This is a genomic window from Mycobacteriales bacterium (genome assembly GCA_035550055.1).
Lineage (GTDB): Bacteria > Actinomycetota > Actinomycetes > JAFAQI01 > JAFAQI01 > DASZTV01.
In genome coordinates this window covers 17,145-30,139 of the sequence record DASZRO010000117.1, presented here as the reverse complement: position 1 = coordinate 30,139, position 12,995 = coordinate 17,145, and the positions used below count along the sequence as shown (strand labels likewise).

At 69.4% G+C, this 12,995-nt stretch carries 6 protein-coding genes and 1 pseudogene; all 7 read left to right on the top strand.

What is annotated here, in order from left to right; genetic code table 11:
* Window positions 1-13 precede the first annotated feature (13 nt).
* Window positions 14-2,026, top strand: coding sequence for an alpha-1,4-glucan--maltose-1-phosphate maltosyltransferase (locus tag VG899_16735; GenBank protein HWA68012.1), 2,013 nt, complete (start codon window positions 14-16; stop codon window positions 2,024-2,026).
* A pseudogene (gene treS, locus VG899_16730) lies at window positions 2,023-3,675 on the top strand (maltose alpha-D-glucosyltransferase). The gene VG899_16735 and the pseudogene treS overlap by 4 nt, the downstream one beginning before the upstream one ends.
* A 39-nt stretch (window positions 3,676-3,714) precedes the next feature.
* Entirely contained in the window at window positions 3,715-5,340 is a 1,626-nt protein-coding gene (locus tag VG899_16725; protein HWA68011.1) for a putative maltokinase, read from the top strand.
* Window positions 5,337-7,235: a 4-alpha-glucanotransferase gene (gene malQ / locus VG899_16720; GenBank protein ID HWA68010.1), complete on the top strand. Its 1,899-nt coding sequence runs from the start codon at window positions 5,337-5,339 to the stop codon at window positions 7,233-7,235. The genes VG899_16725 and malQ overlap by 4 nt, the downstream gene beginning before the upstream one ends.
* Window positions 7,232-9,157 carry a 1,4-alpha-glucan branching protein GlgB gene (gene glgB, locus VG899_16715; GenBank protein HWA68009.1) on the top strand — a complete coding sequence of 642 codons (1,926 nt, stop codon included), beginning with the start codon at window positions 7,232-7,234 and terminating at the stop codon, window positions 9,155-9,157. Before malQ ends, glgB begins: the two co-directional genes overlap by 4 nt.
* On the top strand, window positions 9,154-10,869 hold the full coding sequence (treZ, locus tag VG899_16710) for a malto-oligosyltrehalose trehalohydrolase (protein ID HWA68008.1): 1,716 nt from the start codon (window positions 9,154-9,156) through the stop codon (window positions 10,867-10,869). The genes glgB and treZ overlap by 4 nt, the downstream gene beginning before the upstream one ends.
* Complete coding sequence (gene glgX / locus VG899_16705) at window positions 10,866-12,983, top strand: glycogen debranching protein GlgX (GenBank protein ID HWA68007.1); 2,118 nt, start codon at window positions 10,866-10,868, stop codon at window positions 12,981-12,983. Before treZ ends, glgX begins: the two co-directional genes overlap by 4 nt.
* Window positions 12,984-12,995: the final 12 nt, after the last annotated feature.

Sequence of the window (12,995 nt, the reverse complement as noted above, 5' to 3'; positions counted from 1 at the left end):
AGGTCGGACCACAGTGAAGATCAGCCCGGCCAAGCAGGCCCCGCCACGCCCCGTCGTCGAAGATGTCCGACCGCGGGTCGACGACGGCCGCTTCGACGCCAAAGCCACCGTCGGCGCTCCGGTCGACGTGTACGCCGACGCCTTCGTCGACGGACACGACCAGCTCCGGGTGGACGTCTTGTACCGCCGGGAGGGCGACCGGGCGTGGCAGCAGGTGCGAATGGCGCCGATCGGGGACGACCGCTGGCACGGCGCGTTCACCCCCGACCACGTCGGCCGTTACCTGTTCCAGGTCCGCGCCCGCGTTGACGGGTTCGCGACCTGGTTGCGGGACTTGCGCGCCCGCGCGGCCGCCGGTCAGGACATCAGCGGCGAGCTCGAAGTCGGCGCCCGGCTCGCCGAGCAGGCCGCCGACCGGGCCAGCGGAGCTCACTCCAAGCAGCTGCTGGCGCTCGCCAGCGACGTCAGGACCGCCGCGATTGCGGCGGAAGGCGATGCCGAGTTCGAAGAACTCGGTTCGCTCGTCGCGCGCTACTCGCCCGACCCGGCCACGCTGTCGCCGGCGTACGGCCTGTGGGTGGACCGCGAGCGCGCCCGGTTCAGCACCTGGTATGAGCTGTTCCCGCGCTCTGCCGCGGCGCAGCCCGGCCGGCACGGGACGTTCCTCGACGTCATCGACCGGCTGGACTACGTGCGCAGCCTCGGTGCGGACGTCCTCTACCTGCCGCCGATCCACCCGATCGGCGTGACCAACCGCAAGGGCCGAGACGGCGCCGTGACCGCCGAAGCCGGCGACGTCGGCAGCCCGTGGGCGATCGGCAGCGCTGCCGGCGGCCACACCTCGATCCACCCCGACCTCGGCACGCTGGAGGAGTTCGCCAAGCTGGTCGGCGCCGCCCGCGACGCGGGGATCGAGATCGCCCTCGACATCGCCTTCCAGTGCTCGCCCGACCACCCCTGGGTCAGCGAGCACCCGGAGTGGTTCCGCCACCGCCCGGACGGCACGATCCGCTATGCGGAGAACCCGCCGAAGAAGTACGAGGACATCTATCCGCTCGACTTCGACACCTCGCACTGGCGCGAGCTGTGGGAGGCGTTGCACGGCGTCGTTGAGTTCTGGATCGAGCAGGGCATCTCGATCTTCCGGGTCGACAACCCGCACACCAAAGCCTTCCCGTTCTGGGAGTGGCTGATCCCGACGGTGCACGAGACGCATCCCGAGGTGCTCTTCCTCGCCGAGGCGTTCACCCGCCCCAAGGTGATGAAACGGCTGGCAAAGCTCGGCTTCTCGCAGTCCTACACCTACTTCGCGTGGCGCACCGCGAAGTGGGAGCTCGAGCATTACCTCACCGAGCTGACCCGCACCGACATGGCGGACTACTTCCGTCCCAACTTCTGGCCCAACACCCCGGACATCCTCACCGAGCAGCTCCAGCGTGGCGACCGCCGCACGTTCGCGATGCGCGCGGTGCTCGCCGCCACGCTCGCGGCCAACTACGGGATCTACGGGCCGTCCTTCGAGCTCGCCGAGCGCCAGCCGCGTCACGAAGGGTCCGAGGAGTACCTCGCCGGTGAGAAGTACGAGCTGCGCAGCTACGACCTCGACGCCGCGACCAGCCTGGCGCCGTTGCTCGCCGAGCTGAACCGGATCCGCCGCGAGCAGCTCGCCCTCCAGCACGACCGGACGTTGCGCTTCCACCACACCGACAGTGACGCGATCATCGCGTACTCGAAGACGCTCCCCGCCGGTCTCGGCGGGGATTACTCGGTTTCGAGCGCGCCGATCCTGGTCATCGTCAACCTCGATGATCGCTACCGTCAGTCAGCCTGGGTCGACCTCGACCTCGGCGCGCTGGGCGTCGCCGAGGGCTCGTCGTACGACGTCCACGACCTGCTCACCGGATCGCGCTACACGTGGACCGGGCCGCGCAGCTTCGTGATCCTCGATCCCAACGTGACGCCGGCGCACGTCTTCCGCATCGAACCCGCGATCGCTCCGGCGCCGGCGGAGCAGGTGCGGTCATGACAACCGCACCACTCATCGCCGCGGATCCGGAGACGGCGACCTGGTACAAGGACGCCGTCATCTACCAGGCGCACGTCCGTGCCTTCGCCGACAGCGACGGTGACGGCATCGGCGACTTCAAAGGCCTGCTCGGCAAGCTCGACTACCTCCAGGAGCTCGGCGTCACCGCGCTGTGGCTGCTGCCGTTCTATCCCTCACCGCTGCGCGACGACGGCTACGACATCTCCGACTACCGCAAGGTGCACGAGGCCTACGGCACGCTGCGCGACTTCCGGGCCGTGCTGCGCGGCGCACACGCCCGCGGCATCCGCGTCATCACCGAGCTGGTCCTCGCACACACCTCCGACGAGCACCCCTGGTTCAAGCGCGCGCGGATGGCTCCGGCCGGCAGCATCTACCGCGACTTCTACACGTGGAGCGACACCCCGGACAAGTACGCCGACGCGCGCATCATCTTCCAGGACTTCGAAACCTCGAACTGGGCGTTCGACCCGGTCGCCAAGGCCTACTACTGGCACCGCTTCTACTCCCACCAGCCGGCGCTGAACTACGACAGCCCGCACGTACGCCAGGCGATGTTCGACGTCGTCGACTACTGGCTGGAGATGGGCGTCGACGGGCTGCGGCTCGACGCCGTGCCCTACCTCTACAGCCGGGAGGGCACGACCTGCGAGAACCTCCCGGAGACCTACGCGTTCCTGCAGGACCTGCGCCGCCACATCGACTCGCGGTTCTCCGACCGGATGCTGCTCGCCGAGGCGAACCAGTGGCCCGAGGACGCGGTGAAGTACCTCGCCGGCGGCGAGGCGTGCCAGATGGCGTTCCACTTCCCGCTGATGCCGCGGATGTTCATGGCGGCGCGGCAGGAGGACCGCTACCCCATCGTCGACATCCTCAACGAGACACCGGCGATCCCGGAGAACTGCCAGTGGGGTCTGTTCCTGCGCAACCACGACGAGCTGACGCTCGAGATGGTCACCGAGGACGAGCGCGACTACATGTACAAGGTCTACGCCGAGGATCCGCAGGCCCGGGTCAATGTCGGCATCCGTCGCCGCCTCGCGCCGTTGCTCGGCAACGACCGCCGGCTGATCGAGATGATGAACGGGCTGCTGTTCTCCCTGCCGGGCGCGCCGATCGTCTACTACGGCGACGAGATCGGCATGGGCGACAACATCTATCTCGGTGACCGCAACGGCGTACGCACGCCGATGCAGTGGGACTCCGACCGCAACGCCGGCTTCTCGACCGCCAACCCGCAGCGGCTCTACCTGCCGGTCATCATCGACCCGGAGTACCACGCGCAAGCGGTCAACGTCGCCGCGCAGGAGCAGAACCCGAACTCCCTGTTGTGGTGGATGCGCCGCCTGATCGCGTTGCGCAACCGCTACCAGGCGTTCGCCCGCGGCGAGCTGGAGATGCTCTATCCCGAAAACCGCAAGGTGCTCGCGTTCCTGCGCAAGTACGGCGAGGAGACCGTGCTGGTGGTGGTGAACCTGTCGCGGTTCACCCAGGCGGTGGAGCTCGACCTGTCGGCCTACCGCGGGGCGATCCCGACCGAGCTGTTCGGCAGCACCGACTTCCCCGAGGTCGGCGACCTGCCGTACTTCATCACCCTCGGCGGTCACGGCTTCTACTGGTTCTCGCTGCAGCGGCGCACCGCGGTCGAGCCGCGACGCGACCCGATCGTGGTCACCGGTCCGTGGACCGACGCGGTGCGCGGCGGCAGCCGCGCTCCGCTCAACCGGGTGCTCGGCCCCTACCTCGCGACCCGGCGCTGGTTTCGCGACAAGTCGCGCCGTATCCGGGCGACGTCGATCGCCGACGTCATCGAGATTCCGCCCGCCACCGGCATGGGCGGCCAGTCACCAGGCCGTCTGGTGATCGTCGACGTGCAGCTCGACCAAGGGCTGCCCGAGCGCTACGTGCTGACCGTCGGGCATGCCCTGAGCGAGGAGGCGGCGGAGATCTGCAAGTGGCGGCCGGAGAGCGTGATGTGCGACATCCGGTCCGCCGACGGCGACGGCGTGCTGTACGACGCTGTGACGGCAGCGCCATTCGTCAAAGCGCTGGTCGAGCTGATGGGCCGCCGCCGGCAGCTCAACGGCACGGCGGGGCGACTCGAACCGTCGCCGACGCGGACGTTCCGGCGCATGCGCGACGGGATCACCCCCGAAACTCCCGCCGTGCCGATCTCGGCAGAGCAGAGCAACACGTCGGTGATCGTCGGCAACCAGCTGGTCGTCAAGGTGATCCGCCGCCTCGAAGACGGCGTGAACCCAGACGTCGAGGTGAGCGGCTTCCTCACCGATGTGGCGAGGTTCCCGAACGCGCCACGCCTGGGCGGATCGATCAGCTACGCCACGGATGACGACGACGCGGCCGCGATCGTGGTCGCCCAGGAGTACGTCGCGAACGAAGGCGACGGGTGGAGCTATGTCCTCGATGCGCTCAGCCGGGTGCTCGCCGAGGTGATCACGCACCCGTCGCAGGACGAGCTGCGGATCGCGGTCTCGGCGGACCCGCTGACCGCGGCAGCCGCGACTCCGGCGCGTGACCACCCGCTGGTCGGCCCCCACCTGCACTGGGCCGAGATGCTCGGCCGGCGTACCGGCGAGCTCCACCTCGCGCTCGCCATCGACGGCACCGACGAGGCGTTCGCCCCGGAGCCGTTCACCGCGGTCGACCGGCGCTCACTGCATCACGGGGCCAAGAGCCTGCTGCGCCGCTCCCTGCGAGCGCTTCGCTCGATCCCCGAACCGAGCGACTGCGTGCGGGAGCTCCTCGGCCGCGAGGCCGACATCCTCGCCCGCCTCGAAGCGACGATGCGGCGCCCGATCAGCGCCCGCAAGATCCGCTGCCACGGTGACTACCACCTCGGCCAGGTGCTGTGGACCGGCAAGGACTTCATGCTGATCGACTTCGAGGGCGAGCCGGCCCGACCCTTGTCGGCACGCCGACTCAAGCGCCCGCCGCTGGTCGACGTCGCCGGGATGATCCGCTCGTTCCACTACGTGTCGCGAGTGGCCGGCGACCGGCTTTCGCGCGAGCTGACCCTCGCTGACGAACGTGCCCGGCTCGACCCGCTCACCACGCTGTGGTACCGCTCGATCACGGGCGTCTTCCTTCGGTCCTATCTCGCGACGGCAGGAGCCGGTGGCTTCCTGCCGACCTCCGACGGGGAGCTCGCAGACCTGCTCGACTTCCTGTTGCTGGAAAAGGGGATCTACGAGCTGGGCTACGAAGCCGACAACCGGCCGACCTGGGTCGACATCCCGGCCCGGGGTGTCTTGGACCTCCTCGGTGCGACGTGAGTGCCGCAACAACCCGCCGGGAGCTGCGAGAGCTCGCCAAGCTCAGCGGCGTCCAGCTCCGCTACACCGGCAACGACGGGAAGCCGGTGACCGCGTCGGTCGAGAGCCTGGCCGGCGCGCTCACAGCGCTCGGCCACGCGGTGGGTGATGCCGCCGCGATCTCGGCTTCGCTGGCGGCAGCCCGTCACCGGCGTCAGACCCAGCTGCTGGAGCCGGTGATCGTGCGCCGGCCCGACGGCTCGTTGTCCAGCGCGTTGCCGGAGTCCGGGTTGGTCGAGATCGACGGCGCGCGAGTTGATCCTTCATCGCCGGGGCTCACGACCGGTTATCACCGGCTGACCGTGACCTTGCCCCGCCGCAGCGAGCAGGCACTGCTGCTCGTTCCGCCCAGCAAGCGGCGCGCGCCGACGAGGCAGCTGGTCGTCAATGCGCCGGTCTACGCGCTGCGCGGACATCACGACTGGGGAATCGGCAGCTACGCGGACCTCGCGCAGCTGGCTGAGCTGGCGCAACGATGGGGAGCCGGGCTCGCCGGCACCCTGCCGCTGTTCGCGACGTTCACGCGTACTCCGATCGACCCGAGCCCGTACGTCCCGGTCAGCCGCATGTTCTGGAACGAGCTGTACGTCGACGTACCGTCGGCGGCCCGGCTGGCCGGGGCCGACCGCGCAACGGAGGTCACGCAGGCGCGACCGCCGACCAAGGTGCGCGCCGGGGAGCGGGTGGACTACGAGAAGGTCGCCCGCGCCAAGCGCCGCGCCCTTCAGGCATGCGCCGCCGCCATCCACTCGACCGGCGGAGCGCGCCGCGACGACTTCGAGCGCTTCCTCGCCGACCATCCCGAGCTCGGCCGGTACGCCGAGTTCCGGTCCGCCCACGAGCACACCGGCACCGGGTGGCGCCGCTGGGCCAGCCCGCCCGGCGCGGTGCCCGACGGCTCGGTCGACCCTGAGGCGGCGCAGTACTACCGGTTCGTGCAGTACGCCGCATCGACCCAGCTCGCGGCCATCGCCGACGGCCCCGCGGCCGGGCTCTACCTGGACCTGCCGGTCGGGGTGCATCCCGACGGGTTCGACACGTGGTCGCATCCCGAGCTGTTCGCCGACGCCGAGGTCGGCGCGCCCCCGGACGCGCTGGCCGCCGACGGCCAGGCGTGGGGGTTTCCGCCGCTTCATCCGGAGGAGCTGCGGCGCTGCGGTTACTCCTATTTCATCGCAGCGCTGCGCCAGGTGCTGCGGTTCGCGCGAGCGATCCGGCTCGACCACATCCTCGGGCTGCAGCGGCTCTACTGGATCCCGGCGGGAGCGGACGCCCGGTCCGGGGTCTATGTCCGCTACGCCGAAGAAGAGCTGCTCGCGATCGTCGCGATCGAGGCAGACCGCGCCGGAGCAACGATCGTCGGCGAGGACCTCGGCACCGTCTCTCCCACGATCCGGCGCGCGATGGATCGCGGCGGGATCCTGCACTCGTTCGTCTACCAGTTCGAGGCCTCGGCCAAGACGCCGCTGCCGCAACCGCGGCAGCCCTCCGCCGCTTCGCTCGGCAGCCATGACCTGCCGCGCTTCGCGGCGTACTGGAGCGACCCGGCACAGCGTGACCTCGTGGCCGCAGTCGGTGAGACCGAGCCGGCGCGCGCCCTGGCGGTCTGCCTGGACTCGCTCACCGAGGGACCCGCTGACTACCTGCTGGTGGACGTCGCCGACCTGGAAGGAGAAACCGAGCCGGACAACCGACCGGGCACCGGACCTGAAGCCGGCAACTGGCGGCGCCGGCTCCCCCGCACGATCGACGAGCTCGCCGACGACGACGGGCTCCATCGCCTCATGAAGGGGCTCACCGCGGCACGGCCCGCCGAGGACCGGCGCGGCACCGACGAGGAGGTATCAGTCCCATGAGCGTCGAGACGGCGCATCAGCCGTACAGCCTGCTCAGCGACGCGGACCTGTTCCTGTTCAACGAGGGAACGCACCGCCGGCTCGCGGAGCACCTCGGGGCGCATCGGGTGCCGGGCAAGACGGCCCGGAGCAAGCCGGCCGGGTACTCGTTCGCCGTGTGGGCGCCCAACGCCACTGCGGTCAGCGTCATCGGGGACTTCAACGCGTGGGACGTTGCCGCATCGCCGCTGCACCCGCGCGGCAGCTCGGGGATCTGGGAGGGCGTGGTACCCACCGCGAAGAAGGGCCAGATCTACAAGTACGCGATCACCACGCGCAACGGACTGGTGCTCGAGAAGGCGGACCCGTTCGCCTTCGCGACCGAGCGGCCGCCGCAGACCGGATCGGTGCTGTGGGATCTCGACCACGAGTGGCACGACGACGAATGGATGGCAACCCGCGGCCGGCGCAACGCCCTGGACGCGCCGATCTCGATCTACGAGGTGCACCTCGGGTCGTGGCGTCGCGACCCGGCACGACCGTCCGAGCTGCTGAGCTATCGCGAGATCGTCGAGCCGCTCATCGAGTACGTCACGTCGGCCGGCTTCACCCACGTCGAGTTCCTGCCCGTCATGGAGCATCCGTTCTACGGGTCGTGGGGCTACCAGGTCACGTCGTACTTCGCGCCGAGCGCTCGTCAGGGCACCCCGCAGGACCTGATGTACCTGATCGACCGGCTGCACCAGGCCGGGATCGGCGTACTCATCGACTGGGTGCCGTCGCACTTCCCGGGTGACGCGTTCGCGCTCGCCGGCTTCGACGGGACGCACCTCTACGAGCACGCCGACCCGCGGCTGGGCTTCCACCCCGACTGGGGCAGCTTGATCTTCAACTACGACCGCCACGAGGTCCGCTCGTTCCTGGCCTCGTCGGCCGACCACTGGCTGCGCACCTATCACGCCGACGGGCTGCGGGTGGACGCCGTCGCATCGATGCTCTACCGCGACTACTCCCGGCAGCCCGGCGAATGGCTGCCGAACAAGTACGGCGGGCGGGAGAACCTCGAAGCCGTCGACTTCCTCAAGGCACTCAACACCGGGGTGTACGCCGACCACCCCGACGTCCAGATGATCGCCGAGGAGTCGACGGCTTGGCCGTCGGTGTCCCGGCCCGTGGACGCGGGCGGTCTCGGGTTCGGCATGAAATGGGACATGGGCTGGATGCACGACACGCTGTCCTACCTCGAGCGCGACCCGATCCATCGCCGCCACCACCACGGCGAGCTCACCTTCCGCGCGGTCTACGCCTTCACCGAGAACTACACGCTGCCGCTCTCGCACGACGAGGTCACGCACGGCAAGGGCTCGCTGCTCACGAAGATGCCCGGCGACGAGTGGCAGCGCTTCGCCAACCTTCGTCTGCTGCTCGGCTACCAGTTCACCGATCCGGGCAAGAAGCTGCTCTTCATGGGCGGCGAGTTCGGGCAGGCCCGCGAATGGGCGCACGAGCAGTCGCTCGACTGGGACCTGCTGGCACAGCCGGCTCACGCCGGAGTGCTGCGCTGGGTGAGCGACCTCAACCGGCTCTACCGCAGCGAACCGGCGCTGCACGAGCTCGACTGCGACGCCGCCGGCTTCCGCTGGCTGCGCCACGACGACGCCGACAACAGCACCGCGAGCTTCCTGCGCTACTCGCGCTCCGGCGAGGCAATGCTGGTGGCGATGAACATGACTCCGATCCCCCGCGACAACCACACCCTCGGCGTGCCACTCGGCGGACCGTGGCGTGAGCTGCTCAACAGCGACGCCGAGATCTACGGCGGGAGCGGAGTGGGCAACCTCGGCCAGGTCGTCGCGACCGAGCAGGAGTGGGGCGGCCTGCCCTACCGCGTCGCCGTCACGTTGCCACCACTCGGCATCGTCGCGTTCAAGGCTGCGGAGTGAGCCCGGCTGGCGCTGCGGAGTGCACCTACCCGCTAGGCGCGGTCCGCGTCGCCGACGACCGCTGGCGCTTCACCGTGTGGGCGCCACTGAGCTCTCAGGTATCGGTACGGGTCGAGGACGACGGCGACGGCCGCGAGGTCGAGCTGGCCGCCGGTGACGGCGGCTACCACTCGGCCACGGTGGCTGGGCTGGCGGGCGAGCCGCGCTACCGCTTCGTGCTCGCCGACGGTCAGGTCCTCGCCGATCCGGCGTCGCGCCGTCAGCCCGACGGCGTACACGGGCCCTCGCAGGGCTTCGACCCGCAGGCGCACGTCTGGCACGACGCCGAGTTCGTCGCTCCACCAGCGCGGGACCTGGTGATCTACGAGCTGCACGTCGGCACCTTCAGCGACGCCGGAACGTTCGACTCGGCGATCGAGCATCTCGACGAGCTGGCCGAGCTCGGGATCAACGCCGTCGAGCCGATGCCGATCGCGTCGTTTCCGGGCACCCACAACTGGGGGTACGACGGCGTGTTCCCGTACGCCGTCCAGGAGAGCTACGGCGGTCCTGCCGGCTTCCAGCGCTTCGTCGACGCCTGCCACGAGCGCGGGCTCGCCGTGATTCTCGACGTGGTCTACAACCACCTCGGGCCGGAGGGCGCCGTCCACGCCAGCTACGGGCCGTATCTCACCGACACCTACGCGACGCCATGGGGCGCCGCGATGAACTTCTCCGAAGCGGGATCCGACGAGGTCCGCCGCTACTTCCGTGACAACGCGCTGATGTGGCTGCGGGACTTCCACGTCGACGGCCTTCGCTTCGATGCCGTCCACGGCATCGTCGACCCCACCGCGTCGCCGTTCCTGCGCGAGACCACGACCGCCATCGCCGAGCTGTCGATGGAGCTCGGCCGGCAACTGGTCCCGATCGCCGAGAGCGGCGACAACAACCCGATGGTCGTGACTCCGGCAGCCAACGGCGGGTTGGGCTTCCGGCAACAGTGGAATGACGACTTTCACCATGCTCTGCACACTGTGCTCACCGGCGAGCAGGACGGTTACTACCGCGACTACGGCCGGCTCGACCAGCTCGCCGCCGCCTTCCGTGACGGCTTCGTCTTCCGCGGCGAGTACTCCGCGTTCCGGGGCCGCCGCCACGGCGTGGCGACGCCTCCGGTGCCGTGCGACCGTCTCGTGGTCTTCGCGCAGAACCACGACCAGATCGGCAACCGAGCCGACGCGGCGCGACTGGCCGCGCTGCTCGAACCGGCGCAGAACCGCCTCGCGGTTGCGGCGACGCTGTTGTCCCCCAACATCCCGCTGCTGTTCATGGGAGAGGAGTACGCCGCGACGACCCCGTTCCCGTACTTCGTCGACCACGAGGACGCGGACCTGCTCGAAGCAGTACGCCAAGGGCGGGCGAAGGAGTTCGGACGCGACGCGGACGAGCTCGACCCGGCCGCGGAGTCGACGTACGACGCCGCCCGGCTCGACCGCACCCAGCGCGACACGACCGACGGCGCGGAGGTGTTGAAGATGGTTCGACGACTGATCGAGCTACGCCGCACGTACCCACTGCTGCGCGACCCGGCCGCAGCGGCCACGACCGAGGTCAGCGGCTCCACGCTGACCGTGACCCGGCGGCGCGACGACGAGGAGCTGACGATCACCTTCGACTTCGCTGCGCCGTACGCCCTCTCGGTCCGCACCCCGGCCGGATCAGCGGCATGATGCGCACCTGGCCCGGAGCGCCGTACCCGCTCGGCGCGACCTGGGACGGCGAGGGCGTCAACTTCGCGCTGTTCTCCGAGCATGCGACGCGGGTCGAGCTGTGCGTGTTCGACCGCGCCGACTCCGCCGAAGCGTCGGAGTGCATCGTGCTGCCCGAGGCGACGGATGACGTCTGGCACGTGTACCTGCCGGACGCCCGCCCGGGGATGCTCTACGGCTACCGCGTCCACGGACCGTACGAGCCCGAGGAAGGGCACCGCTTCAACCCGGCGAAGCTGCTGATCGACCCGTACGCCAAGGCCATCACCGAGAACATCACCTGGAGCGACGACCTGTTCGGGTACACGATCGGCGGTCCCGACGCCGACCTGACACCCGACGACCGCGACTCCGCGGGCGCGATGCCGAAGTGCGTCGTCGTCGACCAGTCGTTCAGCTGGGGCGACGACCAGCGGCCCCGGACCCCGTGGCACCGCACGATCATCTACGAGTGCCACGTCAAGGGCATGACGATGCGACACCCGCAGGTGCCCGAAGAGCTGCGCGGCACCTATCTTGGGTTGGCCTACGACCCGGTCATCGACCACTTGACGAACCTCGGCATCACCGCGGTCGAGCTGATGCCGGTCCACCAGTTCCTGCCGGAGCGGGACCTGATCGACAAGGGCCTGACGAACTACTGGGGCTACAACTCGATCGGGTTCCTGGCGCCGCACGTCGGCTACGCGACGACCGGACAGTCCGGCGAGCAGGTCAGCGAGTTCAAGTCGATGGTGAAGAAGCTGCATCGCGCGGGCCTCGAGGTGATCCTCGACGTGGTCTACAACCACACCGCCGAGGGCAGCCACCTCGGACCGACGCTGTCCCTGCGCGGCATCGACAACGCGGCCTACTACCGGCTCTCCCCGGAGAACCGGCGCTACCTCATGGACTACACCGGGACCGGCAACAGCCTGAACCTGGTCCACCCGCGAACCATGGGGCTGATCATGGACAGCCTGCGGTACTGGGTGACGGACATGCACGTCGACGGCTTCCGGTTCGACCTCGCGCCGGTGCTCGCTCGCGGTGAGGAGGGCGCACCCAGCGCGTTCTTCGAGATCGTGCAGCAGGACCCGATCCTGTCGACGGTCAAGCTGATCGCGGAGCCGTGGGACGTCGGCCCGGACGGCTACCAGCTCGGCAGGTTCCCGCAGGGCTGGTCGGAGTGGAACGGGCAGTACCGCGACAGCATCCGGAAGTTCTGGCGCGGCGACCCCGGGATGGTTCCCGAGGTCGCGTCGCGGCTCGCCGGATCCAGCGACATCTTCGCGCCGAGCCGTCGCCCGACGTACGCCAGCGTCAACTTCATCACCTGCCACGACGGCTTCACGCTGACCGACCTCGTCACCTACGAGGAACGGCACAACGAGGCGAACGGCGAGGACAACAACGACGGCACCTCCGAGAACTTCAGCTCGAACTGGGGAGTCGAGGGCGAGACCGAGTCCGAAGGCATCAAAGGGCTGCGCGAGCGCATGAAGCGCAACATGCTCGCCACGGTCATGTTCTCCCAGGGCGTCCGGATGATCCTGGGCGGCGACGAGATCGGGCGCAGCCAGTTCGGCAACAACAACGCCTACTGCCAGGACAACGACACCAGCTACCTGAACTGGGACATCGACGAGCCGGCACAGGCGCTGTTCGACTTCACCCGTGAGCTGATCGCGATCCTCAAGCGCTACCCCGCGCTTCGCCGCCGCCACTTCTTCGCCGGATCAGCGGCCGACAACGGTGACCCCGACGTCGTGTGGATCCGGCCGGACGGGCAGGAGATGACCGACGCCGAGTGGAGCGACGAGAACAACCGCGCCCTCGCGATGCTCATGCCGGGTCGGGCCGGCGACGAGGTGGACGACCGCGGTCGCGCGCTGGTCGGCGAGACGCTGTTCTGGCTGCTCAACGCCGGTTCGTCGCCTCGCAAGTACACGCTGCCCAAGCTCGGCCGCCCCGGCGTGTGGGAGGAGCTGTTCAGCACCGCCCGGCCCGGCCGTCGCTCGGTCCGCACCGCGGCGGTGAACATCGCCGGCCACTCGATGATGCTGCTGCGCCACGACGAGAACCCGGTCGCCTGAGGAGGCGTCGAC

Bases quoted from the DNA above. Each gene is read 5' to 3' on its own strand.
- glgB (HWA68009.1), top strand. From the start codon at position 7,232: ATGAGCGTCGAGACGGCGCATCAGCCGTACAGCCTGCTCAGCGACGCG.
- glgX (HWA68007.1), top strand. From the start codon at position 10,866: ATGATGCGCACCTGGCCCGGAGCGCCGTACCCGCTCGGCGCGACCTGG.